This window comes from Janthinobacterium sp. SUN073 (assembly GCF_030397665.1).
Taxonomy (GTDB): domain Bacteria; phylum Pseudomonadota; class Gammaproteobacteria; order Burkholderiales; family Burkholderiaceae_D; genus Janthinobacterium.
This window is the reverse complement of record NZ_JAPUBT010000015.1, coordinates 92,955-117,376: the sequence shown is the minus strand read 5'-3', so window position 1 is coordinate 117,376 and position 24,422 is coordinate 92,955. Positions and strand designations below refer to the sequence as shown.

General features: G+C 62.9%; 21 protein-coding genes. 13 read left to right on the top strand and 8 right to left on the bottom strand.

Features of this window, described 5'->3' with window-relative positions:
• The first annotated feature begins 344 nt into the window (after positions 1–344).
• On the top strand, positions 345–1,724 hold the full coding sequence (locus O0882_RS27350) for a sodium-dependent transporter (RefSeq protein ID WP_289953107.1): 1,380 nt from the start codon (positions 345–347) through the stop codon (positions 1,722–1,724).
• Here the strand turns inward: O0882_RS27350 and O0882_RS27345 are convergent, their stop codons facing one another.
• The 8 genes from O0882_RS27345 to O0882_RS27310 form a co-directional block, all read right to left on the bottom strand.
• Positions 1,725–2,339, bottom strand: a complete 615-nt coding sequence (locus tag O0882_RS27345; RefSeq protein ID WP_289953105.1) for a M15 family metallopeptidase — start codon at positions 2,337–2,339, stop codon at positions 1,725–1,727.
• Positions 2,339–3,241, bottom strand: a complete 903-nt coding sequence (locus tag O0882_RS27340) for a LysR substrate-binding domain-containing protein (RefSeq protein ID WP_070288989.1) — start codon at positions 3,239–3,241, stop codon at positions 2,339–2,341. Before O0882_RS27340 ends, O0882_RS27345 begins: the two co-directional genes overlap by 1 nt.
• An 83-nt stretch (positions 3,242–3,324) precedes the next feature.
• A complete protein-coding gene (locus tag O0882_RS27335; protein ID WP_289953100.1) occupies positions 3,325–4,140 on the bottom strand; it encodes an N-acetylmuramoyl-L-alanine amidase in 816 nt (271 codons plus the stop codon).
• A 30-nt stretch (positions 4,141–4,170) separates the two neighbouring features.
• Positions 4,171–5,118 carry a BadF/BadG/BcrA/BcrD ATPase family protein gene (locus O0882_RS27330; RefSeq protein ID WP_289953099.1) on the bottom strand — a complete coding sequence of 316 codons (948 nt, stop codon included), beginning with the start codon at positions 5,116–5,118 and terminating at the stop codon, positions 4,171–4,173.
• 94 nt (positions 5,119–5,212) lie between these two features.
• Positions 5,213–6,874, bottom strand: a complete 1,662-nt coding sequence (locus O0882_RS27325; protein WP_289953098.1) for a family 10 glycosylhydrolase — start codon at positions 6,872–6,874, stop codon at positions 5,213–5,215.
• 91 nt (positions 6,875–6,965) lie between these two features.
• Positions 6,966–8,264, bottom strand: coding sequence for an MFS transporter (locus tag O0882_RS27320; RefSeq protein WP_289953097.1), 1,299 nt, complete (start codon positions 8,262–8,264; stop codon positions 6,966–6,968).
• A 45-nt stretch (positions 8,265–8,309) separates the two neighbouring features.
• The gene (locus O0882_RS27315; RefSeq protein WP_289953096.1) at positions 8,310–9,191 is read right to left on the bottom strand and encodes an N-acetylmuramic acid 6-phosphate etherase; all 882 of its coding nucleotides are present in this window, start codon (positions 9,189–9,191) and stop codon (positions 8,310–8,312) included.
• Positions 9,192–9,316: 125 nt separating this feature from the next.
• Positions 9,317–10,057, bottom strand: coding sequence for a GntR family transcriptional regulator (locus O0882_RS27310; protein ID WP_289953095.1), 741 nt, complete (start codon positions 10,055–10,057; stop codon positions 9,317–9,319).
• A gap of 227 nt (positions 10,058–10,284) precedes the next feature.
• Here O0882_RS27310 and O0882_RS27305 point away from each other — a divergent pair, with 227 nt between their 5' ends.
• The 12 genes from O0882_RS27305 to O0882_RS27250 all read left to right on the top strand — a co-directional run bounded on the left by O0882_RS27305 (position 10,285) and on the right by O0882_RS27250 (position 24,403).
• The gene (locus tag O0882_RS27305) at positions 10,285–11,622 is read left to right on the top strand and encodes a serine hydrolase (protein WP_289953094.1); all 1,338 of its coding nucleotides are present in this window, start codon (positions 10,285–10,287) and stop codon (positions 11,620–11,622) included.
• Between the two features lie 91 nt (positions 11,623–11,713).
• Entirely contained in the window at positions 11,714–13,000 is a 1,287-nt protein-coding gene (locus O0882_RS27300; RefSeq protein ID WP_289953093.1) for a D-amino acid dehydrogenase, read from the top strand.
• Between the two features lie 92 nt (positions 13,001–13,092).
• Complete coding sequence (locus tag O0882_RS27295) at positions 13,093–13,536, top strand: YchJ family metal-binding protein (protein ID WP_289953092.1); 444 nt, start codon at positions 13,093–13,095, stop codon at positions 13,534–13,536.
• A gap of 40 nt (positions 13,537–13,576) precedes the next feature.
• Complete coding sequence (locus O0882_RS27290; protein WP_289953091.1) at positions 13,577–15,199, top strand: carboxyl transferase domain-containing protein; 1,623 nt, start codon at positions 13,577–13,579, stop codon at positions 15,197–15,199.
• Positions 15,200–15,220: 21 nt separating this feature from the next.
• Positions 15,221–16,009, top strand: a complete 789-nt coding sequence (locus O0882_RS27285; protein ID WP_282409290.1) for an enoyl-CoA hydratase/isomerase family protein — start codon at positions 15,221–15,223, stop codon at positions 16,007–16,009.
• Positions 16,010–16,028: 19 nt separating this feature from the next.
• Complete coding sequence (bioA, locus tag O0882_RS27280; protein ID WP_289953090.1) at positions 16,029–17,357, top strand: adenosylmethionine--8-amino-7-oxononanoate transaminase; 1,329 nt, start codon at positions 16,029–16,031, stop codon at positions 17,355–17,357.
• A gap of 1 nt (position 17,358) precedes the next feature.
• On the top strand, positions 17,359–18,555 hold the full coding sequence (gene bioF, locus O0882_RS27275; protein ID WP_289953089.1) for an 8-amino-7-oxononanoate synthase: 1,197 nt from the start codon (positions 17,359–17,361) through the stop codon (positions 18,553–18,555).
• Positions 18,545–19,336, top strand: coding sequence for a dethiobiotin synthase (gene bioD, locus O0882_RS27270; RefSeq protein ID WP_289953088.1), 792 nt, complete (start codon positions 18,545–18,547; stop codon positions 19,334–19,336). Before bioF ends, bioD begins: the two co-directional genes overlap by 11 nt.
• Positions 19,337–19,368: 32 nt before the next feature.
• Positions 19,369–20,415, top strand: a complete 1,047-nt coding sequence (gene bioB, locus O0882_RS27265; protein WP_141171161.1) for a biotin synthase BioB — start codon at positions 19,369–19,371, stop codon at positions 20,413–20,415.
• A 94-nt stretch (positions 20,416–20,509) separates the two neighbouring features.
• Complete coding sequence (locus O0882_RS27260; RefSeq protein ID WP_289953087.1) at positions 20,510–22,537, top strand: acetyl/propionyl/methylcrotonyl-CoA carboxylase subunit alpha; 2,028 nt, start codon at positions 20,510–20,512, stop codon at positions 22,535–22,537.
• A gap of 11 nt (positions 22,538–22,548) precedes the next feature.
• Positions 22,549–23,481: a glyoxylate/hydroxypyruvate reductase A gene (locus O0882_RS27255; RefSeq protein ID WP_289953085.1), complete on the top strand. Its 933-nt coding sequence runs from the start codon at positions 22,549–22,551 to the stop codon at positions 23,479–23,481.
• A gap of 1 nt (position 23,482) precedes the next feature.
• Positions 23,483–24,403, top strand: a complete 921-nt coding sequence (locus O0882_RS27250) for a hydroxymethylglutaryl-CoA lyase (protein ID WP_289953084.1) — start codon at positions 23,483–23,485, stop codon at positions 24,401–24,403.
• Positions 24,404–24,422: the final 19 nt, after the last annotated feature.

Here is a 24,422-nt window from a genome sequence, read left to right as displayed (position 1 = left end):
CGAAGATTGACGCTGCACTTACATCAAATGCCCACACTTATCGACTGTTAATTGTTAAAGAACGGTATTCGGTACTGCTTTCGCGCTATCGACAAAGCGTTGTGTTTGTCAGCTGCGAAGAAGGAAGAGTATGAAGCATTTCACTAAATCCGTCAACTCCTTCTTTTACTACTCATCGCCGTTTCCGGTGATCCTCAAGTGCCGCATTTGACTGCGTCTCATTGGGGAGGCGAACTATAGCAAAGCGCCCCAGTAGTAGCAAGGCTTTTCCGGGGTATTTGCGGCCAACTGCTACAATTTCGCCCCCTCAGCGCAAATTCGCGTCCCACCATAGAAGATTCACCATGAAACAACAAGCTCAAGGATCAGGCCTGACCCTGAAACGAGCTGGCTTTACCACTGGCTTCGGCGTGCTCGCCGCCACCCTCGGTTCCGCAGTCGGTCTCGGCAACATCTGGAAGTTCCCCTACCTGACGGGCGCCAATGGCGGCGCCGGCTTCCTGCTCATCTATTTACTCGCCACCTTATTAGTAGGCCTGCCCGTGATGATCGCGGAAATCACCCTGGGGCGCAGCGCCAAGGTCAATCCGATCTCCACCATGGAACAACTGGCGCCCAAGGGCAAACCCTGGTGGCTGGTCGGCGTGATCGGCATGGTCGCCGCCTTCCTGATCGTCGCGTTTTACTCGGAAGTGGTGGGCTGGGTGTTTGCGTATATCGCCAAGGCCATCGACGGCTCCATCCTCAGCAGCGACAAACTGGTGACGGAAGCGGCCTTCGCCTCCCTGATCAGCAATCCCCTGCAGTCGCTGTTCTGGCAATGGGGCGTGCTGCTGTTTATCGGTGGCATATTGATGCTGGGCGTTACCAAGGGCATCGAGGCGATCGCCAAGAAACTCATGCCACTGCTGTTCCTGCTGTTGCTGCTACTGTGCGCGGTCAGCCTGTCGCTCGATAAAGCGGCCGAAGGACTGGCTTTCCTGTTCCGTCCTGATTTTTCCAAGCTGACGGCTTCCGTCGTACTGACGGCCATGGGCCTGGCCTTCTTTAAATTGTCCGTCGGCATGGGTACGATGATGACCTACGGCAGCTATTTCCGCGATGACCAGAATATCCCCGTCACGACTTTACGCGTGATGGCCGCCGACCTCGGCGTCTCCATGCTGGCTGGCATCGCCATCTTCCCTGCCGTGTTCACGTTTGGTTTCGCCCCCAGCGCGGGACCGTCGCTGGTATTCATCACGATTCCGGCCGTGTTCTCGCAAATTCCCATGGGGCAAGTCCTGATGGTGGTGTTCTTTATCCTGGCCGCCGTGGCCGCCACGGGCGCGATGCTGTCGCTGATGGAAGTGCCCGTGGTGATCTTCCATGAACGTTTCGGCTGGACGCGCACCAAGGCCACCGTGGTGACCATGCTGCTGCTGGCCGTGCTCGGGTCCGTGTGCGCCCTGAGCAACAGTACCCTGGCGGACTTCAAGCTGTTTAATTTGAATATGTTTGATCTGTTCGACTTTGTGTCGTCGAATATCTTCCTGCCCGTGGGCGGCATCGCGATTGCCTTGTTTACAGGCTGGGCTTGGGGCAAACAGCATTTCATCGAGGCGATCAGCAATCACGGCCAGTTGCAGAATAGAACTCTGGCGCATGTGCTGCTGTTCCTGCTGCGCTTTGTCTCGCCCGTACTGATCCTGATCGTGATGCTGAAGGGATTAAAGGTCTTCTAGTCAGAGTACCCGGGTGTAGGTCTGGCGCACCAGCACCCGGTCGCCGCAATCGAAATGCCACCATTCGCTGTTGATGCCGAAGAAGCCCGCCTGGAACATGGCGTCGCGCAACAAGCGGCGGTGCGCCACCTGCTCCTGCGTAATCTCCCCGCTTTCCAGCAAAGCCAGCTCCAGCGCCGGGTGCGAGCGCTCACTCAAGTCGTCAAAGCCCGTGCCCATGTCCAGTTCCTGCCCGTCCCGTCCCACGATGGTGATGTCAAGCGCCATGCCGAACGAGTGGATCGAGCCGCGCGACGGTTCGGCGATGTAGCCGAGCAACTCGGTTCCCTGCAGCGCATCCCACAATTGCTGCTGGACCCGCTGCGGACGCAGGGCATCGAGCACCAATAAATGATGATCGGGGCGATGCGCGGCCAGCCAGGCCACGGCCTGTTCCAGCGCAGCGGCCGCATCGCGGTGCAGCCAGGCGCAATCGATGGGGCTGTATAAGTCGCGTCCGACGAAATTGTCGGGCGTGGCGTAGCGCAAGTCGACGGCGATACCGGCGATACTGCTCAGGTGGCGAAATTGCGGATCGCTGCCAACCGCTTCCAATTGCAAACTTGCAACAGACATTACACTCCTCTTTCCAGGCAGTTGCGCGCCGCCACGCCAATGCTGTCGGCCAGGCGCCGCGCGCCATGCGACAGCGGCGAGTGGCTCGCCGTCAATAAATACAGTTGAATCGGTATCGTGGGTGCCCAGGGACGGCGCTGCAAGCGCTCGGGTGAGCCGGACGCGGCCGTAAACGGGTCGACCACGGCCATGCCGGCGCCCGCTTCCACCAGGGAACGGGCAATTTGATAGGTTTGCACCACGGTACTAAAGACGGGGTGGATATCCTGCGCCTCGCAGGCGGCCACCACCAGTTCGCCCAGCGGATCGTTGTCCGCATGGCCGATCAGCTCGCCATTCAGGCCATGCGCCGTCAAGGGCGTACCGCAGTCGGCCGCATGCCAGGTGCCAGCCGGTGCGATCACCGTCATGACACCGTGCGCGATCGGTTCGGCCACGATGCCCGGATGACGCGGGTCTTGCAGCGACACGGCCAGGTCCGCTTCACCCAGGCGCAGGGTATTGACGATCTCGCCCGTGTGATGCGTGGCCAGCTGGCAACGCGTGTGGGGAAAGTCACGCCGCCACTCCGTCATGGCGAACGGCAAGACGCTGATGGCGAGCGTCGGCGTGGAGACCAAACGGATGGTTTCCACCGCATGGCCCTTCAGGCTGGCAGCCAGGCGGCGGATGCCCAATAAATCGCGGTTGAGCTTTTCCGTCTCGACAAACAAACGGTGCGCCTCCGGTTTCGGATACAGCTTGCCCCGCACGCGCTCGAACAGCGGCATGCCCAGTTGCAACTCGCAATGCTGCAAGACCTTGGTCACGGCCGGTTGCGAGATATGCAGCACCTGGGCGGCGCCGCTGATGGTGCCGACTTGCATGATGGCGTGAAACACTTCGATATGACGCAGCCGCATGAGCTATTCCTTTACCTTGCCGTGGCCACCTGGACCGTCAACGTTCAGCATATAAGAAAAAGTCATGGGCTGGAACGGCCATGCTACTTTGTTGCAACAGCAGGTGTTGCAACCGCTGGGGCCGGCGTCGTCAGCACTTCCAGCAGGGCCGCCGTTTCGCCATCGGGCATGCCGTCAAACAGCGTATTGCGGTATTTCATCTGGAAGGCGATCAGCACATTGCGCGTCGCTTCGTCGAAGATGCCCGTATTCGGCGTCGCATAGCCATGCTGGGCCAGCTTTTTCTGGAACCAGACGGCGTCCGGCACTTGCTGCTCAAAAATAAGGCGCTGCATGGCCACGCGGTTCGCGTCCGGCCAGACAATAAGGCCCGCATCGGCCAGCTGGCGCCATGGGAACAGCGGCCCCGGATCCTGCTTGCGCTGCGGGGCGATTTCGTTGTGGCCCAGGATATTTTCCGGCGCGATGTTGTAGCGGGCCTGAATATCTTTCAGCAGCGGAATCAGCTCATCGATCTGTGCCTGCGGGAAGGGATACCAGAGGCGGCCTTCCGGCGTGTCCTTGTAGCCGGGGTTGACGATCTCGATGCCGATCGAGCTGACATTCAACTGTGTATAAGTCTTCCAGTTACTCACACCCGCGTGATTGGCCTGGCGCGATTCGTCGACCAGCACGTAAAACTTCGGCTTGTCCGTGTCGGTCAGCAAATAATGGCTGCTGACGACTTGTTCCGTCAGGATCTTGATCGAGCGGGGCAGGTCGCTGACCGTGTAATGGATGACGATGAATTTCACGCGCGGGCTCTGGCTGCGCGCCGTCAAGCTATGGTCGAGGTGCGGCGCGGGCGTACTACAGGCGGTGAGCAGGGCCACCAGCAGGGCGAGGGCGATTTTTTTCATGAAAGATCCATGTTCGGGTTAATAAAATAGTCAGTCTTTGCCGGTATACAAGCTGGCGGTCCTGGCCGCCAGCTTGGCTGCGGCCTCATGCGAGCGGGCAACTTTTTGCTCCATCTGCAACGATACAGGCAAAGCGGCGCGCATGGCAGCGGCGATAGCCGGGTGCAACTGCGCCGCGCGCCCCGCCAGCACCACGGGACGGGGGCCGTAGCGCGCCGTCAGGGCCAGCGCCAGGCGCGCCAGTTCCTGTCCCGCGCGCTGCAAGATGTCCAGCGCCAGCGGGTCGGCATCCGCACTGGCGGCCACGGCCAGCGCCAGCCGGCCGATGGCGCCCCGGTCCTGTCCATACATGAAGGCGCGCGACAGCGACCAATCGCTGCCGCCGATATGCGCAAAAACGGCCTCGGCCATGGGAGAGCTTCGCCAGCTGCCGGGCGCCTCATCTTCGCGGCGCCAGATGTGGCGCAAGGCTTCACGCGCGATCCAGTAGCCGCCGCCGCCATCGTCGAGCAGCACGCCGCGCCCGCCTGCGCGGTGAAACACGCCATCCGTATCGATCCATGCGGCGATCGAGCCCGTGCCAGCGTAGACCAGATAACCCTGACCTGGTTCAAAACTGTCGCGATAGGCAATGTCGATATCGTTGCCCACGCTGACGTTGGCGGCGTCCAGCGCCAGCAAAGTGGCCAGTGTTTGCGCCAGCACAACATCGTCGCCACCAAAACCCGTCAAGCCCGCCACCACGGCACGCGGCCGGCCGACAGCCAGCACGGCCTGGCATAGCCTGGTAAACGTCGCGTGCACGGCGGCGCGGCCCGCATCGCTGCTCATTTGCAAGGCAGACAAGCCTTCCACGGCGCCGTCGGCCACGATGGCGCCGTCGGCGGTGGCCAGGGCCCAGCGCGTCTGCGTGCCGCCCGCGTCGATGCCCAGGCCCAGCACGGGCACCGCATTATTGGCTGTAGGGAAGGAAATCATGGCAAGAGTGTAAAGCCAAGCTGAGCTTGCAGGCATGAAAGCTTGCGCATGTTTCATGCCTGCAGGTTATGGACTACCGTTGAACGGTCAACAATTACTTGGCGGCGGCCGTAAACGGTGCACGCACGGTGACGCGGGGACTTTCATTGCCAAGACGGTCCACGGCGCTGACCACCACCGCGTTGATTTTACCGGTGGCATCGTCGACCAGGGTCAGCTCGCCCTGCATGCCCGTGACCACGCTAAAGCGCCAGTCTTCGCCGTAGCGGGCCCAGACGGCGTACTGCGCCACGGCTTTGCCGCTGCCCGCCGTCAATTTGACGTTCAGGCTGGTGGAATCGCGGCGCAAGGCCAGCACGGGCGTGCCCGGCGCTTCCTTGCCCAGCCACGGTGTGGCGGGAATCAGGGCAGGGCTTTGGTAGACGGTCGCCTTGAGTTGCTCGCTGACACCCTTGCGGTTCTGCATCAAGGGCACCATGCTGAAATGCACTTGTCCATTCGCGCCGGGACGCGTGCGCGTCACTTCGATCTGCTTGATGATCTCTTGCGGCGTGAAGGACTTGGCGGAATTGTCGATGCGGCTCGTGTACAGGCCTGGCCACACGTGGCGGCCATACGGATTTTGCGCCAGCCAGTAGTCGAGCAGCACGCCAAACGCTTGCGGCGCCTGCGCCACCGGCCAGTACAGCTGCGGCGACAGGTAATCGAGCCAACCCTTGGCCAGCCACAGTTCCGCATCCGCATACAATTTATCGTACTGGCTGAAACCGACGATGCCGGCAGGGCGGCGGTCGGGACGGCCGATGCCGAACGGGCTGATGCCGAAGCGCACCCAGCTCTTTTCGCGGTGGATGCCTGTGTACAAGGATTCGATCAACTGGTTGACGTTCTGGCGGCGCCAGGAAGGGCGGTCCAGCTGGCCACCGGCCAGCAGATATTGCTGCCAGGAAGGCTCATCGGGAAACGGCAGTTCGCGCTTGGCGGCGCCATTACCCGCGTCCAGCGCGGCCGTCTCGGCTCCCGCACCGGCGCCGGGCGCGTCGATCGGGTACGGATAAAAGTAATCGTCGATGTGCACGCCATCGATATCGTAGCGGCGCACCACGTCGAGCACCACGTCCGTCGTGTGCTTCGAGGCGGCGGCGTCGCCCGGATCCATCCACAGGTAGCGGCCGTATTGCTTGACGGACGCCGGGTTGGTGGAAGCGAAACTGTCGCGCGCCAGCGGCGACTTGGCCGTCGCGTGGCGGGCCCGGTACGGGTTGAACCAGGCGTGCAATTCCAGGCCGCGCGCATGCGCCTGCGCCACCCAGAAGGCCAGCGGGTCATACATGGGCAATGGCGGCTGGCCTTGCTTGCCGGTCAGGTATTCCGACCATGGCTCCAGTTGCGACGGGTAAATCGTATCGGCGCTGGGCCGCACCTGCAGCACAATCGCGTTCAGATTCAAGGACTTGGCGCGGTCGAGGATGGCGATTGCCTCGGCTTGCTGCTTGGCGACCGGCAAATTGCTGCGACTGGGCCAGTCAATATTGGCAACCGTCGAAACCCAGGCGGCGCGGAACTCGCGCGGCGCCGGCGGCGGCACTTCACCCGTGATGTGCTGCACGGGCGGCACGGCCGGCAAACCCGCGTCGCCCGGCGTCACTGCGGAGGGCATTTTGGTGCTGGTACAGCTGCTGAGCAATGTGGCGGTGGCCAACGCGGCCAGCACGCCAGCCGCGGCGCCCAGACGTTTTTTGAAAGTAGACAACAAAACAATTCCTTGCAGTGGTGGAGCGCAGGTGTATCGGTGCGGGCATTTTACTGTGCGCCCGCCATCCATGCGGGCGCACGGTTCAAAAGAATCAGGCCTCGGCCTTCTTGCCAAATTCGGGATCGATCTTGACCAGCGCGGCCATGATGAAAGCAGGAATGGTGGCGATGCAGACCCAGATGAAGAAGTGCTGGTAGCCAAGCATTTGCTGTATCCAGCCGCTGGCCATGCCAGGCAACATCATGCCCAAGGCCATGAAACCCGTGCAAATGGCGTAATGGGCCGTTTTATGCGCGCCATCGGACACCATGATCATGTACAACATGTAGGACGCGAAACCGAAGCCATAGCCAAATTGCTCCAAGGCGATACCGCCGGCGATCACATAGATGCTGCTGGGCAAGGCACTGGCCAGGTAGACGAAGACCAGGTCGGGCAAATGCACGGACAGCACCATGATCCACAGGCAACGTTTCAAGCCGAAGCGGGAAATGATGAATCCTCCCAGCAAGCCACCGAGGGTCAGGGCGATCACGCCGATAGTGCCGTAGACCAGGCCCACCTGTTCCGTGCTGAGGCCCAGGCCGCCCTTGGCGACGGGGTCGAGCAGGAAGGGCGCGGCCAATTTGAGCAGTTGCGCTTCGCCGAGGCGGAACAGCAGCAAGAAGCCCAGGATGACGAAAATATCCTTCTTCTTGAAGAAGGCGGCAAAGGTGGCGACGAATTCTTGCAACGGTGAAACGCCGGCGTCCTGGATGCTGGGGCGGTCATCTTTCGGTTTCGGCAAGACAAAATAGTGGTACAGGAACAGGGCGATGAACAGGCCCGCCAGAATGGCGAACACGACGGACCAGGCCAGCTGTACATTTCCCGTCGCATGCGTCAGATAGCCGGCAAGAAACACCAGGCCACCCTGGCCCGCGATCATCGCCAGGCGGTAAAACGTGCTGCGCACGCCGACAAAGGCCGCCTGCTGGTGCTCTTCCAGGCCCAGCATATAAAAGCCATCGGCGGCGATATCATGCGTGGCGGAACTGAAGGCCATCAGCCAGAAGATGGCCAGGCTGATCTGGAAAAAGTGCGGCAAGGACGTCGTCAGGGCCACCAGCGCCAGCGCGGCGCCGATCACCAGTTGCAAGCCGACGATCCAGAAACGCTTGGTGCGGTACATATCGATGAAGGGCGACCACAGGGGCTTGATGACCCAGGGCAAGTACAGCCAGCTGGTGTACAGGGCGATATCCGTATTGGAAAAACCGTAGTTTTTGTACATGATCACGGACAAGGTCATGACCACGACATAGGGGATGCCCTGGCCGAAATACAGGGAAGGGATCCACAGCCACGGCTTATTCGTGCGCACCGGGGCGGTTTGTTTCACTAGCTCCATACATCCTTCTTGGTCTCCCAGACAGAAGAATGCCGCGCCATCGGATCACGCCGCCAGTGCCGCCCGCACACTGCCGTCCGCGCCGGCCAACAATGCCTGTGCCTGGTTTGTGTTGATTTTTTTGATCAAGGCAACAATCGCCACCTTGACGTGATAGTGGCATTGCTCCAGCACGGCCCTGGCCTGCATTTCGCTGGCGCCGGTGGCATGCATGGTCAGACGCACCGCCCGCCAGATCAGCTTGGCATTGGTCGGCTTCAAGTCTACCATCAAGTTTCCGTAAGTTTTGTGCAAACCCACCATCAAGGCGCTGGAAATCGTGTTCAGGGTGATTTTTTGCGCCGTGCCCGCCTTCAGGCGCGTGCTGCCGGAAATGACTTCCGTACCTGTGTCGAGCACGATGCCGCATTGCGCCTCGTGCGCCACGGGGGCGCCCACATTGTTGGCGATGCCGATCGTCAAGGCACCTGCCGTGCGCGCGGCCAGCAGCGCGCCCAGCACATACGGCGTGGCGCCCGAGGCAGCCAGCAGGATCACGACATCGTTGACCTGCGGTTGCAAGGCCAGCAAATCCCGCTCGCCTTGCGATAAATCATCTTCCGCGCCTTCGACGGCCGCAAACATGGCGCCGGCGCCGCCGGCCAGGATGGCGACGGCCCGCTCGGGCGGCCAGGAAAACGTGGGATTGAGTTCCACGCTGTCGAGTACGCCAAGGCGGCCCGAGGTGCCGGCCCCCACATACAGCAGGCGTCCGCCGGCCGCGATACGGGGCAGGGCGGCCGTGATGGCGGCCGCGATCTGCGGCGAGGCCAGCCGCACGGCTTCGACGGCCCAGAACTGGTCATCGACCAGCGCCGCCACCAATTGCTCCACGGGATACAGATCCAGATCCGGATGCCGCCGGCTCGGGGTTTCAGTTTTCAACATGATTTCAGAACATGGTTGAACGTGAAACCAGTTTAATACCGATGTGCAAGATCAGCCATGAAAGCTTGGCGTGCAGGCATAACGGGAGCTTATGGATGGGAGAAAAATCGTGGCAGGCCGCCTTGTTACGGCGCGCGGCGCATTTCAGCGACAAAATCGTAATGATCGCTGCGGCAATACGAATGCGTGAGCTCCACCGCTTCGCCCGACTCCAGGTAGGCGATGCGCGTGATGAACAACACGGCCTGGCCATCGGGGATGCCCAGTTGCTTGGCCAGCACATCCGTCGCATTCATGGCGCGGATGTGCTGCAAGGCGCGCACGGGGGCCTTCTTGATGCTGCTCAAGTATTCATACAGCGAGTCGCCCATGGTGGCCGGGTCCGGCACCACGCTGAAGGGCAGCACGCTCACTTCATACGCCATCACCACATCGTCGGCCAGACGCAAGCGCTCCAGGCGCGCCACTTTCGTGTTCTGCGCCAGGCCCAGGCTCAGCTGTTCATCGCTGCTGGCAATGACGACTTCGCGCTTGAGCCAGCGCGAGCCGGGGCGGTAGCCGCGCTGCTGCAGTTGCTCGGAAAAGCTCGACAGGTTCGACAGCGGCTGCTCGATGCGCGGGGCAATATAGTTGCCCGAGCCGCGGCGGCGCACGACGAGGCCTTGCTCGACGAGCTGGTCGATGGCCTTGCGGGCAGTCACGCGCGATACGTCAAGCAGTTCGGACAGGGTACGTTCAGAGGGCAGGGCCTGGTCTACCTGGTAGCGGCCGTTGCGTACGTCATCGCTCAGCTTGCGGGCGATCTGCATATATAAAGGCGAATTGTCATTTAAATCGACCTTGAGTTCTACGCTGGTCTGGCTCATACAGTTCTCCTTGTCCTCCTAGTGTAATAGCGATGGCGCTTGCGCGTAGCCCATCCACCCATGAATATATGGAAAATGACCATAAATAACGGTTATACACTTAAAAAAACAATGTTTTACCGTGGGTATAGCTTTGCATTATAGATAAATAAGCAATTTTCATTGGCGTAGTCAAGCATCCCACCCTATGCTGGCAAGGCATCTATTCACCATGACACAGGGAAAGCATGATCGACAAAATGACGGGTTTGCTGGGCTTGCTGCTGCTGGGTACGACCTGGACCGCACTGGCCGCCCCACCCGGCAGCGGCACTGAGCAACTCGTGCCACTCGCACAGCAACGCGCGCTCGATGCGGCGCTGGCCGCCATCGTCGATGATCCGTTCCACCCGCTGGCCAGCCTGTCCGTGCTGGCCATCCGCCACGGCAAGGTGTCGTATCAACAGCAATTTGGCTACCGGCACATCGGCGCCACGCCGGCGCAGCATTTGCCGGTGACGCCGGCCACCCTGTTTCGCATCGCTTCCGTATCGAAGATGATAACCACTGTGGTCCTGATGCGGCTGGTCGAGCAGGGCACGCTGAGCCTGGATCAGGACGTGGGCATTTATCTGGGTTTTTCCCTCCGCAACCCACATTTCCCCCAGCAAGCCGTGACCCTGCGCAGCCTGCTCAGCCACACTTCCTCGTTGCGCGACGCGGGCGGCTATGCCTGGGGCCCCGAACGCAGCCTGCGCGACGTGTTTACGGCTGGCGGCGACCTCATGTGGGATGCGGCCATGCCGCCGGGCCGCTATTTCACGTATGCCAATTTGAACTGGGGAGTCATCGGCACCGTGATGGAAAAAGTCACGGGCGAACGCTTCGACTTGCTGATGCGGCGTTTGCTGCTCGATCCCCTCGATGTGCACGGCGGCTACAATCCGGCGGCATTTTCCAAGGAAGAGCTGGCGAACACGGCCACCCTGTACCGCAAGCGCACGCTGGAGACGGAAGTCTGGCAGCCGCACGGCCCGTGGATCGCCCAGGCCGATGATGTTGACCAGCGCCCGCCAGCCGGCATCGAACGTTATGTGATCGGCAGCAACGCCACCGTCTTCAGTCCCACGGGCGGCTTGCGCATTTCCGCCGCTGACTTGGGCACCGTCATGCAAATGCTGCTCGACGGTGGGCGCTATCAGGGAAAACAATTATTGCAGCCGGCCAGCATCGCGCGGATGTTTGCCCGCCAATGGCAGCTGGCGCCCGATGGAGGCAATGGCAACAGCGAACAGGGCCTGTACCGCGCCTGGGGCCTGGGCAACCAGCAGTTCGATGCGGTGGCTGGGCGAGGCAATGGCCTGGTCGAGGGCGCCAGCTTCTCCGCCGTGGGCCACCTGGGCGACGCGTATGGCCTCGTCTCCGCCTTCGTGCTCGATTTGAAGCACAAGAATGGCATGGTGATGCTGGTGGGCGGCACGGGCAGCGATCCCGCGCAATATCCAGGCACGTATTCCGCCATGGGGCGCAGCGAGGAATTGATACTCACCACCTTATACCGTGGCGCGATTGACAAGCATGAATAATTTGCACTGAAACAGTGCATTCCTGAAAGTTATGGCTGCACCATGATGTTTCATTGGCTGCGTTGACGGCCAGCCTCTAAGCTCTTCCCGAATGCTTCCGCACCATGGGAGCGCAACGCAGCGAGGCAACATGCAACAACACGTCATCATCATCGGCGGCGGCGTCGTCGGTCTGACATCGGCCTGGTGGCTGGCCGAGGCCGGCTACAAGGTCACTGTACTGGAACGCAATGAACAGGTGGCGATCGCCGCCAGCTACCGCAATGGCGGCCAGCTCAGCTATCGCTATGTGGCACCGCTGGCGGACGCGGGTGTGCCTTTCAAAGCCCTGCAATGGCTGCTGCAGAAAGATGGCCCGCTGCGCTTCCGGCCCGAGGCCGACTGGCGCCAGTGGCGCTGGATGGCCAGTTTCTTGCGTAATTGCAACAGCGCCAGCAATGCCCGCACGACGGCCAAGCTGCTGCAACTGGGCGAATTAAGCCGCGCCGGCATGGCGCAGCTGGAGTTGACCGTGCCGCCCGAAGCGTATGCCTGGCGCGATGCGGGCAAACTCATCGTCTACCGCTCGCCCGCCATCTTCCAGCGGGCCGTGGCCCGGCCCGAGTCGGAAGAAGCGCGCATCGTCTTGTCTCCCGCAGAAGCCGTGCAGCGCGAACCGGCGCTGGCCGCCTTGCAAGGTTCCCTGGCGGGCGGCATCTTTACCGAGGGCGAGGCGGTGGCAGATTGCCACGCCTTTTGCCTGGCCCTGGAAGCGCGCCTGCTGCAGCACCCGAATTGTTCTCTCCTGTTAAAAGGCGAGGCGCGCCGCCTCGTCACGCACAAGGGCAGGATCACGGGCGTCGACACCAGCCTGGGCCTGTTGCAGGCAGATCACTATGTGCTGGCGGCCGGCATCCAGAGCCGCGACCTGGCCGCCACGGCGGGCATCTACCTGCCCCTGTACCCGTTGAAAGGCTACAGCCTGACGGCGCCCATCCGTGCGCAGGACCGGGCGCCCGAGATCAGCATCACGGATTTCGAGCGCAAGGTGCTGTATGCGCGCATCGACAGCGACCTGCGCGTGGCCGCCATGGTCGACATGGTGGGCGCCGACAACAGCATCGATTGGAACCGCATCGCGGGCCTGACGCGGCTGGCGCGCGAAGCCATGCCGCACGGCGCCGATTACGACCAGGCCACGGCCTGGGCCGGCCTGCGCCCCGCCACGCCGAACAGCGCGCCGCTGGTGGGCGCCAGCAAAGTTGCGAACCTGTGGCTCAATGTGGGCCATGGCCCGCTGGGCTTCACCTTTGCCGCCGGCACGGCGCGCATCCTCGCCGATCTGATGGCCAGCAAGGCGCCGCCGTTCGCGCTGGACTTCCTCAGCCCCCCAAAATAGCCAGGCAGGGCGGCGCGCACGCGCCGCTGCCGATATGGCGGATAATTGCGGAACTTTCCTGTTCCCTCTTTTCTGTTCCATATCGCTACCGCATGCCCACACCTTCGACATCTTCCGCCTGCCCCTGTGGCGGCGACTCCTACGCCAGCTGCTGCGGCCCGTATATCGCGGGCGACGCCTTGCCGCCCACGGCCGAAGCCTTGATGCGTTCGCGCTACACGGCGTTCACCTTGCGCGACGAGCCCTACCTGCGCGCCACCTGGCACGCCAGCACCCGTCCCACCGACGCCTTATTTGCCGAAGAAGAAAAAGTCCACTGGCTGGGACTTGAGGTAAAATCTGCTTTACGTTTACGTCAACGTAAAGCAGTATCAGCAGATCAAGCCGAAGAGATACATCGCGACAGCGTCGAATTCGTGGCCCGCTACAAGGTCAACGGCCGCGCGCACCGCCTGCATGAAGTGAGCCGCTTCGTGCGCGAGGCTGGTGACGGCGGCATGCGCTGGTTTTATCTCGACGGCAGTTTTCCCGAATAGCGCGACCCGAGAGACCGGGCGATCATAAAAAGGAACCGCAATGCCGCACATCGAAAGCAAACTCAATCCGCGCAGTGAAGATTTCAAGGCCAATGCCGCGGCCATGCAAGCCATCGTCGACGATCTGCGCGACAAAGTGGAAAAGATCGCGGCCGGCGGCGGCGAGGCGGCGGCCGCCAAGCACCTGGCGCGCGGAAAACTGCTGCCACGCGACCGCGTGCAGATGCTGCTCGATCCCGGCACGCCCTTCCTCGAGTTTTCCCAGATGGCGGCCTACGCCATGTACCAGGACGCCAAGGGCGTCGATGCGGCGCCTTCCGCCGGCATCATCACCGGCATCGGCAGGGTCTCGGGCCAGGAATGCGTCATCGTGTGCAACGACGCCACCGTCAAGGGCGGTACGTATTACCCGATGACGGTGAAAAAGCATTTGCGCGCCCAGGAAATCGCCGACCAGAACAACCTGCCCTGCATCTACCTGGTCGACTCGGGCGGCGCCAACCTGCCGAATCAGGACGACGTCTTTCCAGACCGCGACCATTTCGGCCGCATCTTCTACAACCAGGCGAATTTGTCGGCCAAGGGCATCCCGCAAATCGCCGTGGTGATGGGCTCTTGCACGGCGGGCGGCGCCTACGTGCCGGCCATGAGCGACGAATCGATCATCGTCAAGGAGCAGGGCACGATTTTCCTCGGCGGCCCGCCGCTGGTCAAAGCGGCGACGGGCGAAGTGGTGACGGCCGAAGACCTCGGTGGCGGCGACGTGCATACGCGCTTGTCCGGCGTGGTCGATCATCTGGCGCAGAACGATTTGCACGCGCTGTCGCTGGCGCGCACCATCGTTTCGAACCTGAACCGTAAAAAACCGCAGCAGATGGCCCTGCGTGAATCCGTCGAACCGAAATACCCGACGCAGGAACTGTATGGCGTCATCCCCGTCGATACGCGCAAGCCCTTCGATGTGAGGGAGGTGATCGCGCGCATCGTCGACGGCAGCGATTTCGACGAATTCAAGGCACGCTACGGCACCACCCTGATCTGCGGCTTCGCGCATATCTACGGCGTCAAAGTGGGCATCATCGCCAATAACGGCATCTTGTTCTCCGAATCGGCGCTGAAAGGCACGCATTTCATCGAATTGTGCTGCCAGCGCAAGATCCCGCTCGTCTTCCTGCAAAATATCACGGGCTTCATGGTGGGCCGCAAGTACGAAAACGAAGGCATCGCCCGCAATGGCGCCAAGATGGTGACGGCCGTGGCCACGGCGGCCGTGCCGAAATTCACGGTGATCATCGGCGGCAGCTTCGGCGCCGGCAATTACGGCATGTGCGGCCGCGCGTTTTCTCCCCGTTTCATGTGGATGTGGCCGAATGCGCGCATTTCCGTCATGGGCGGCGACCAGGCGGCGTCCGTGCTGGCGACCGTCAAGCGCGACGGCATCGAAGGCAAGGGCGGGCAGTGGAGCGCGGACGAGGAAGCGGCCTTCAAGCAGCCGATCAAGGACCAATACGAACACCAGGGCCACCCGTACTATGCCACCGCGCGCCTGTGGGACGATGGCGTGATCGACCCGGCCGACACGCGCATGGTGCTGGGCCTGGGCCTGTCGGCCGCCTTGAACGCGGAAATCCCGGACACGAAGTTCGGCGTATTCCGCATGTAAGTGGCACTCAGGGAGAAGATAATGGAATTTGAAACCTTAAAGCTGGTCATCGAGGGCAATGTCGCCACCGTGACCCTGAACCGCCCCGATGTGCGCAATGCCTTCAACGAGACGACAATCGCCGAACTGGCGCGCGCCTTCGAAGGCCTGGGACGCAGCGACATGGTGCGTGCCATCGTGCTGGCCGCGAACGGCGCCGCCTTTTGCGCCGGTGCGGATCTGAACTGGATGAAGAAGATGGCAGGCTACACGCATGCCGAAAACCAGGCCGACGCGCTGCAGCTGGCGCAGATGCTGCGCACGATTTACCTGTGTCCCAAGCCCGTGGTGGCGAAGATCCAGGGCGACTGTTATGCGGGCGGCATGGGCCTCGTCGCCGCATGCGATATCATTCTGGTTGCGGAAGACGTGCATTTCTGCCTGAGCGAAGTGCGGCTGGGACTGATCCCGGCCACTATTTCACCGTATGTCATCAAGGCCATGGGCGAAAACGCGGCACGCCGCTATTTCCTGACCGCGGAGCGATTCTCCGCCCAGGAAGCGCTGCGCATCGGCTTTGCCCACGAGGTAGTCGAGGCAAGCGCGCTGGACGCGAAAACCTTTGACGTACTCAAAGCGCTGACGGGCAACAGCCCGCACGCCGTGGCGCAAGCGAAAACGCTGGTGCGCGAAATCGTTGGCCAGCCGGTCGATGACGCACTGCTGGCGGACACTGCCGAGCGCATCGCGCAGATCCGCGCCTCGGAGCAGGGCCGCGAAGGCGTGCAATCGTTCCTCGACAAGCGCAAGCCGAGTTGGCTCATGGGCTAGCAATATCATTGGAGCAGTTTTGAAAGCAGAAAAACAATCGGGCTGGGTTGAACGCAGTCTGCGCAGCGTGTGGCACCCTTGCACACAGATGCAGCATCACGAGACGGTTCCGCTCATCCCCGTCAGCCATGGCCGCGGCGCCTGGCTGTATGACCACGAAGGCCGACGCTACCTGGACGCCATCAGCTCCTGGTGGGTGAACCTGTTCGGCCATGCCAATCCGCGCATCAATGCGGAACTCAAGGACCAGCTGGACCGCCTGGAACACGCCATGCTGGCCGGTTTCACGCATGCACCGGTGGTCGAACTGTCGGAAAAGCTGTCGGCATTGACCGGCGGCGTGCTTGGCCACAGCTTTTACGCGTCCGACGGCGCCTCGGCCGTGGAAATCGCCCTGAAAATGAGCTTTCACGCCTGGCGCAACAACGGCAAAAGTGAAAAGCAGGAATTCGTCTGCCTGAAGGGCAGCTACCACGGCGAAACCATCGGCGCGCTGGCCGTGACCGACGTCGCCCTGTTCAAGGATGCCTACGGCCCCCTGCTGCGCGCCACGCAGACGGTGATGTCGCCCGACTTCCGCCAGGCAGCTGAAAACGAAACGGCGCAGGACGTGGCGCGCCGCGCCGCCTTTGAGGTGGAACAGCTGTTCCAGGAAAAAGCGGACAAGATTGCCGCCATCATCATCGAACCATTGGTCCAATGCGCCACCGGCATGGCCATGCACGACCCCTTGTACCTGTCGCTGGTGCGCGCCCTGTGCGACCGTTATCAAGTCCATTTGATCCTCGACGAAATCGCCGTCGGCTGCGGCCGCACGGGCACTTTCTTTGCGTGCGAACAGGCAGGCATCTGGCCCGACTTCGTCTGCCTGTCGAAGGGCATCAGCGGCGGCTATTTGCCCCTGTCCCTCGTGATGACGCGCGAAGATATTTATCAAGCCTTCTACAGCACCGACGTGCGCCGCGGCTTTTTGCATTCGCACTCGTACACGGGCAACCCGCTGGCCTGCCGCGCCGCGCTGGCGACCCTGGCTATCTTCGAGGAAGACGATGTGCTGGTGGCCAACCGCGAACGCGCCGCCAAAATCACGCGCGCCCTGGCGCCGCTGGCGCAGCATGACAAAGTCACACACTTCCGCCAGCAGGGCATGATCTGGGCCTTCGACGCGGTGGATGCGGCGCCCGATTTCTCGCGCCGCTTCTTCAGCACGGCACTGGAACACGAACTGTTGATGCGCCCCATCGGTTCGACCGTCTACCTGATGCCGCCGTATATCCTCGACGACGAGGAAATCGCCGGCCTGGGCCAGCAAACGCTGGCCGTCTTCAACACAGTGATCGGAGCCTGAGATGGAACTGATCGCGCAATTGCAACAGCAGCTGCAAGGGCTGGAAGAGCGTAGCCTGATCCGCCGCCGCCGCACCGTCGACACGCCGTGCGCGCCGCGCCTGACGGTGGACGGACGCGACATGCTGGCCTTTTGCAGCAATGACTACCTGGGCCTGGCATCGCATCCGCGCATCGTGGCCGCGCTGAAAGAGGGCGCCGACCTGTATGGCGCCGGCAGCGGCGCTTCGCACCTGATCAGCGGCCACAGCCGCGCCCACGCGCAGCTGGAAGAGCGCCTGGCCGCTTTCGTCGGCGCCAACCTGGAACAGGCGCGCGCCCTGTATTTCTGTACCGGCTACATGGCTAATTTAGCTGTGCTGACCGCCTTGTCGGCGGGCGACCCGGAAGCGGAGATTTTCTCGGAAGCGCTGAACCACGCCTCGCTGATCGACGGCACGCGCCTGGCCCGCGTCAAGACGCGCGTGTATCCGCATGCGGACCTGGACGCGCTGGCGGCCCTGCTGGCGGCCAGCACATCGAAAACGAAAATTGTCGTCACCGACAGCATCTTCAGCATGGATGGCGACCTGGCGCCGCTGCCCGCGTTGCTGGCCCTGTGCGAGCAATACGGCGCCTGGCTGGTGGTCGACGATGCGCACGGCTTCGGCGCGCTGGGCGAAAATGGCCGTGGCGCACTGGAACACTTCGACCTGCATTCGCCGCACCTCGTCTACGTGGGTACTCTGGGTAAATCGGCCGGCGTGGGTGGCGCCTTTGTTTGCGCGCATGAAGCCGTGATCGAAACGCTGATCCAGAAGGCGCGCCCCTACATCTTCACCACGGCGGCCGCGCCCGCGCTGGCGCATGCGCTCTTGGCCAGCCTGGACATCATCGCCGGGGACGAAGGAAAACAACGTCGGATGCACCTGGCGGCGCTGGTGGCGCAATGGAACGAGGGCTTGCAGCTGCAACGCTGGCAAGCCTTGCCATCGCTGTCCGCCATCCAGCCCGTCATCATCGGCGACAACGCGGACATGCTGGCCGTCGCCGCCCAACTGTACCAGCAAGGACTGTGGGTCGGCGCCATCCGCCCGCCCACCGTGCCAGCGGGGTCGGCGCGCCTGCGCGTGACCCTGTCGGCCGGCCACACAGCGCAGGAAGTGGCGCAATTGATCAACGCAGTCAACACCCTGGAAAGGACACGCCATGAGCCTTGATGACCCCATCGTGGCCGAAGTGCTGGCGGACCTGGCGCCGGCCGTGCAGCCGGCTCCAGCCATTGCCGGCCTGCCCTCGCGCTTTGCCTGTTTCGTCACCGGCACGGACACGGAAATCGGCAAGACCTTGACCTCGTCGGCCCTGCTGCATGCGCTGGTCGCGCGTGGCGTGCGTGCCTGCGGCATGAAGCCTGTCGCCGCCGGCGCCGAGATGCGCGACGGCGAACTCCATAATGAAGACGCCGACAGCCTGATCGCCGCTGGCAACGTCACCATGCTGCGCAACCTGACTACGCCCTACATGCTGAAGGAAGCGGCCGCGCCGCACATCGCCGCCGCCCTCGAGGGCGTGAGCATCGAGTCGGTGCCGATCCTGGCCGCCTACCTGGAAATCGCCGCCGCCTCGGATGCCGTGGTGGTCGAAGGCGTGGGCGGTTTCCGCGTGCCGCTGTCGCCCGGATTTGATTCGGCCGACCTGGCGCAGCAGCTCGATTTACCGGTGATCCTGGTGGTCGGCATGCGTCTGGGTTGCATCAGCCAGGCCTTGCTGACGGTGGAAGCCATCGAAGCGCGCGGCCTGACGGTGATCGGCTGGGTGGCCAACACCCTGGAAGGGGAAATGCGCTTCCTCGACGAAAATATCGATGCGCTGATCGAGCGCATCCCGGCACCGCTGCTGGGCAAGGTGCCGCGCCTGGCGCAGCCGAGCGCGCAAGCGGCGGCGGCGTATCTCGATTTCACCGGCTTGCCCAACTGGCCGGCGCAGCATCCCAACACTTAAACGTATCCAAAAAATAGAAACGAAGGAATCACATGTCTCACGTCCAAGAAGCAGCAAAAACCGTCGAACTGCACCGCCCTGCGGCGCGCATCACCGTGCCGGAAGCGGCCACCTGGCCCGTCGCCGATGTACTGGCGCTGTTCGACCTGCCATTCAATGACCTGATGTTCAAGGCCCAGCAAACGCACCGCATCAACTTCCCCGATGGCGACGTGGAACTGGCGACCCTGTTGTCGATCAAGACGGGCGGCTGCGAAGAAGACTGCGGCTACTGCCCGCAAGCGGCGCGCTACGACACGGGCGTGGAAGCGAAAAAAATCCTCGACATCGACACGGTGCTCGACGCGGCCCGCCAGGCGAAAGCCAACGGCGCCACGCGCTTCTGCATGGGCGCCGCCTGGCGCAGCCCGAAAGAGCGCGACATGGAAAAAGTCGAAGAGATGGTGACCAAGGTGAAGGCGCTGGGCCTGGAAACCTGCGCTACTTTGGGCATGCTGGAAGAGGGACAAGCGGACCGCCTGAAAAACGCGGGCCTGGACTTCTACAACCACAACCTGGACACGGCGCCCGAGTTCTACGACAACGTCATCTCCACGCGCGAATACCAGGACCGCCTCGATACTTTGGGCCGCGTGCGCGAAGCCGGCTTGAAAGTGTGCTGTGGCGGCATCGTCGGCATGGGCGAGACGCGTCTGCAGCGCGCCGGCCTGATCGCCCAGCTGGCCAATTTGAATCCGTACCCGGAATCGGTGCCCGTCAACCACCTGGTGCAGGTGGAAGGCACGCCTTTGTTCGGCCTGGAAGCGCTCGACCCGTTCGAATTCGTGCGCACGATCGCCGTTGCCCGCATCACCATGCCGAAGGCGCGCGTGCGTTTGTCGGCAGGCCGCCGCCAGATGGGCGAAGCCGTGCAAGCCATGTGCTTCCTGGCTGGCGCCAATTCCATCTTCTACGGCGACAAGCTGCTCACCACCGACAATCCGGAAGCGGAAGACGACCGCGTCTTGCTCGGCAAACTGGGCCTGCAAACGCGCGGCGCCATGCTGGACTCGGTGCAGAAAGAGAAGTGCGGCTGCTGATCCAGCCCCCGGGATGCGCCCCGCCAGGGCGCATCCCTTCACAGCGACACCTCAGATAAAAAACTTCCAGCCACGAGCTGCAAAGAGAGAGACCATGTTCACTAAAATCCTGATCGCCAACCGCGGCGAAATCGCTTGCCGTGTCGCCGCTACCGCGCGCCGCATGGGCATCCAGACCGTCGCCGTGTATTCGGAGGCGGACGCCAACGCCAAGCACGTCGCCGTGTGCGACGAAGCCGTCTTGATCGGCCCCGCGCCGGCCAAGGAAAGCTATCTGTGCGGCGACAAGATCATCGCCGTGGCGCTGGCGACAGGGGCGCAGGCGATTCACCCCGGCTATGGCTTCCTGTCCGAAAACGCCGACTTCGCCGACGCCTGCCAGGCTGCAGGCCTGGTCTTCATCGGCCCGCCGGCGTCCGCCATGCGCGCCATGGGCTCCAAGTCGGCCGCCAAGTCGCTGATGGAGAAAGCCAACGTGCCGCTGGTGCCCGGCTACCACGGAGAAGAACAGGATACCGACTTCCTGCACGGACAAGCCGACAAGATCGGCTACCCCGTCCTGCTGAAGGCGTCCGCTGGCGGCGGCGGCAAGGGCATGCGCGTCATCGAGCACTCCGCAGACTTCAAGGCTGCGCTGGCCTCGTGCAAGCGCGAAGCGATCAGCTCTTTCGGCGACGACAAGGTGCTGGCCGAAAAATACCTGTCGCGTCCGCGGCATATCGAAATCCAGGTGTTTGCCGATACGCTCGGCAACTGCATCTACCTGTTCGAGCGCGATTGCTCGGTGCAGCGCCGTCATCAAAAAGTGCTGGAAGAAGCGCCGGCGCCGGGCATGCCGGCGGAGCGCCGCGCCGCCATGGGCGAGGCGGCCGTCGCCGCCGCCAAGGCCGTCGGCTATGTGGGCGCGGGCACGGTGGAATTCATCGCCAACCAGGATGGCTCGTTCTACTTCATGGAGATGAACACGCGTCTGCAGGTCGAGCATCCGGTGACGGAAATGATCACCGGCACCGACCTGGTGGAGTGGCAGCTGCGCGTCGCCTTTGGCGAGCCGCTGCCGAAAAAACAGAGCGAACTGACGATCCACGGTCACGCCATCGAGGCGCGCATCTACGCGGAAAATCCGGAGAAGGGCTTTTTGCCATCGATCGGCACCCTGCGCCACATGCAGTCGCCATCGGCCGTGACGTTCGAACTGGGTGGCACGCTGGTTCCGGCCGCCGTGCGCATCGATTCGGGCGTGCGCGAGGGCGACGCCATTTCACCGTTCTACGACCCGATGATCGCCAAGCTGATCGTCTGGGGCGCGGACCGCCGCGAAGCGCTGGCGCGCATGGCGCAGGCGCTGGCCGAATACCAGATCGTGGGCCTGGCCAGCAATATCGCCTTTTTGAAACGCCTGGTCGAAGGCCATGCGTTTGCCAGCGCGGACCTCGACACGGGTTTGATCGAGCGCAATCACGACACGCTGTTCCCCGCCCTGCAGGCGGCGCCCGACACGGCCCTGGCGCTGGCGGCAGTCAGCCTGCTGCTGGAAGAAAAAGCGGCCGCCGAAACGCAATCGGCCAACCGCGCCGACCCGTGGGGCAATGCTCTGGGCTGGCGCTTGAACAGCACCCTGGGCCGCAGCCTGGCGTTTGCCGATGAATTCGCGCTGGCCAGCGACAGCAAGGCCTATGCCGCGCGTATCGCCTACCTGACGGATGGCTGGCTGTTCAACGGCCAGCCCCTCACCTTGACGGCGCGCACAGGCAACGAGCTGCACATCAAGCTGGGCGAACGTGCCGTGCACGGCACGGTGCTGCGCGATGGCGAACAGTTCCACATATTCAGCAACGGCTTACACCACACCTTGCATTACAGCGACCCGATGGCGCATGCGGGCGAAGTGGAAGCGGAAGGCGGGCGCCTGACGGCACCCATGCCCGGCAAGGTCGTCGCCGTGCTGGTGAACAAGGGCCAGGATGTCAAAAAGGGCGAGCCTTTGGTCATCATGGAAGCGATGAAGATGGAGCACACGATCGCCGCGCCGCACGACGGCCTGGTGGAAGACGTGCTGTATGCGGTCGGCGACCAGGTGGCCGATGGCGCGCCGCTGCTGGCCTTCAAGGCCGCCGCATAGAGGTTGCCACGATGCGCATCCTTTTACAACGTTCGGACGGCAAGGAAGCGGCGTGGATCGCCGATTTCAAGGACTTGCTGCCCGAAGCGGAAATTGTCTTCTGGCGCGAAGGCGACACGTTCGCGCCATGCGACTACGCCGTCGTGTGGCAGCCGCCAACGGCCATGCTGCCGGAACTGGGCTGCGTGAAAGCCATCTTCAACACGGGCGCCGGCGTTGACGCGCTCTTGAAATTCGGCGACGTGCTGCCCGCCCACGTGCCGCTGGTGCGCCTCGACGACGCGGGCATGGGCGTGCAGATGGCCGAGTATGTGAGCCACGCCGTGCTGCGCCACTTCCGCCGCTTCGACGATTACGAGGCGCAGGGCCGCGCGGGCATCTGGCAGCCGTTGCCCGCCTTCGACAAGGCCGATTTCCCCGTCGGCGTGCTGGGCATGGGGGTGCTGGGCACGCGCGTGCTGCAAGCGCTGGCGCAGTTCGAATTCCCCCTGCGCGGCTGGAGCCGCAGCCACAAGCACCTTGATGGCGTCGCGTGCTTTGCGGGCGAGGAGGGGCTCGAAGAATTCTTGCGCGGCACGCGCGTGCTGATATGCATGCTGCCGCTCACGCCGGAGACGCACAACCTGCTCGACCGCACGCGCCTGTCGATGCTGCTGCCCGGCGCCTACGTCATCAACGTGGCGCGCGGCGCGCATCTCGCCGAACCGGATTTGCTGCCCCTGATCCGTTCAGGGCATATCGCCGGGGCGACACTCGACGTGTTCCGCAACGAGCCGCTGCCGCAGCAGCACCCGTTCTGGCAAGAACCGCGTATTACCATCACGCCGCATATTTCGGCCGCCACCCTGCGCCGCGAAAGCGTGGCGCAAATCGCCGCCAAGATGCGCCGCCTGCACGCCGGAGACTCTGTCGCCGGCATCGTCAACCGTTTGCAAGGATATTGAGATGAGCAATCAACCGAATTTGCCCAAGCAGGTCAAGATCGTCGAAGTGGGTCCGCGCGACGGCCTGCAAAACGAAAAGGACACCATCAGCGCCGCCGTCAAGATCGAACTGGTCGACCGCCTGACCCTGGCCGGCTTCGCCAATATCGAGGCGGCGTCCTTCGTCTCGCCGAAATGGGTGCCGCAGATGGCCACCAGCGCGGAAGTGATGGAAAAGATCGCGCGACGCGCCGGCACGATTTATTCCGCGCTGACGCCGAACATGCAGGGTTTCGAGGCGGCGCTGGCGGCGAAGGCCGATGAAGTGGTGATCTTCGGCTCCGCCTCCGAGGCCTTCTCGCAAAAGAACATCAACTGCTCGATCGCCGAATCGATCGCCCGCTTCGAAGGCGTGGCCAAGGCGGCCAAGGAACACGGCCTGCGCCTGCGCGGCAGCATCAGCTGCGCCTTCGGCTGCCCCTACCAGGGCGACGTGCCGCTGGACGCCGTGGCCGACGTGGTGGGCCGCATGCGCGACCTCGGTTGCGACGAGATCGACATCGCCGACACCATCGGCGTGGCCACGCCGCGCAAAACGCAGGCGGTGATGCAGCGCGCCATTGCGGCCTTCCACGTGGGCGGCCTGTCCGGCCACTTCCACGACACCTACGGCCAGGCGCTGGCGAACATCTACGCCAGCCTGGAAACGGGTATCGCGATCTATCACTCGTCCGTTTCCGGCCTGGGCGGTTGCCCCTACGCCAAGGGCGCCACCGGCAACGTGGCCACCGAGGACGTGCTGTACATGATGCAGGGATTGGGCATCGCCACCGGCATCGACCTGGACCTGGTGGTGGACGCGGGCCAGTTCATCTCGCAGCAGCTGGGGCGCAAGGGATCTAGCCGCGCCGGCAACGCCATCGCGGCGAAACGCACCGCATAAACAAAAGGGGCCGATGGCC

What these genes read in the sequence shown, in the direction of transcription:
- O0882_RS27350 (WP_289953107.1), top strand. Translation starts at nt 345, where the DNA reads ATGAAACAACAAGCTCAAGGATCAGGCCTGACCCTGAAACGAGCTGGC.
- O0882_RS27345 (WP_289953105.1), bottom strand. Translation starts at nt 2,339, where the DNA reads ATGTCTGTTGCAAGTTTGCAATTGGAAGCGGTTGGCAGCGATCCGCAA.
- O0882_RS27340 (WP_070288989.1), bottom strand. Translation starts at nt 3,241, where the DNA reads ATGCGGCTGCGTCATATCGAAGTGTTTCACGCCATCATGCAAGTCGGC.
- O0882_RS27335 (WP_289953100.1), bottom strand. Translation starts at nt 4,140, where the DNA reads ATGAAAAAAATCGCCCTCGCCCTGCTGGTGGCCCTGCTCACCGCCTGT.
- O0882_RS27330 (WP_289953099.1), bottom strand. Translation starts at nt 5,118, where the DNA reads ATGATTTCCTTCCCTACAGCCAATAATGCGGTGCCCGTGCTGGGCCTG.
- O0882_RS27320 (WP_289953097.1), bottom strand. Translation starts at nt 8,264, where the DNA reads ATGGAGCTAGTGAAACAAACCGCCCCGGTGCGCACGAATAAGCCGTGG.
- O0882_RS27315 (WP_289953096.1), bottom strand. Translation starts at nt 9,191, where the DNA reads ATGTTGAAAACTGAAACCCCGAGCCGGCGGCATCCGGATCTGGATCTG.
- O0882_RS27310 (WP_289953095.1), bottom strand. Translation starts at nt 10,057, where the DNA reads ATGAGCCAGACCAGCGTAGAACTCAAGGTCGATTTAAATGACAATTCG.
- O0882_RS27305 (WP_289953094.1), top strand. Translation starts at nt 10,285, where the DNA reads ATGATCGACAAAATGACGGGTTTGCTGGGCTTGCTGCTGCTGGGTACG.
- O0882_RS27300 (WP_289953093.1), top strand. Translation starts at nt 11,714, where the DNA reads ATGCTTCCGCACCATGGGAGCGCAACGCAGCGAGGCAACATGCAACAA.
- O0882_RS27295 (WP_289953092.1), top strand. Translation starts at nt 13,093, where the DNA reads ATGCCCACACCTTCGACATCTTCCGCCTGCCCCTGTGGCGGCGACTCC.
- O0882_RS27290 (WP_289953091.1), top strand. Translation starts at nt 13,577, where the DNA reads ATGCCGCACATCGAAAGCAAACTCAATCCGCGCAGTGAAGATTTCAAG.
- O0882_RS27285 (WP_282409290.1), top strand. Translation starts at nt 15,221, where the DNA reads ATGGAATTTGAAACCTTAAAGCTGGTCATCGAGGGCAATGTCGCCACC.
- bioF (WP_289953089.1), top strand. Translation starts at nt 17,359, where the DNA reads ATGGAACTGATCGCGCAATTGCAACAGCAGCTGCAAGGGCTGGAAGAG.
- bioD (WP_289953088.1), top strand. Translation starts at nt 18,545, where the DNA reads ATGAGCCTTGATGACCCCATCGTGGCCGAAGTGCTGGCGGACCTGGCG.
- bioB (WP_141171161.1), top strand. Translation starts at nt 19,369, where the DNA reads ATGTCTCACGTCCAAGAAGCAGCAAAAACCGTCGAACTGCACCGCCCT.
- O0882_RS27260 (WP_289953087.1), top strand. Translation starts at nt 20,510, where the DNA reads ATGTTCACTAAAATCCTGATCGCCAACCGCGGCGAAATCGCTTGCCGT.
- O0882_RS27255 (WP_289953085.1), top strand. Translation starts at nt 22,549, where the DNA reads ATGCGCATCCTTTTACAACGTTCGGACGGCAAGGAAGCGGCGTGGATC.
- O0882_RS27250 (WP_289953084.1), top strand. Translation starts at nt 23,483, where the DNA reads ATGAGCAATCAACCGAATTTGCCCAAGCAGGTCAAGATCGTCGAAGTG.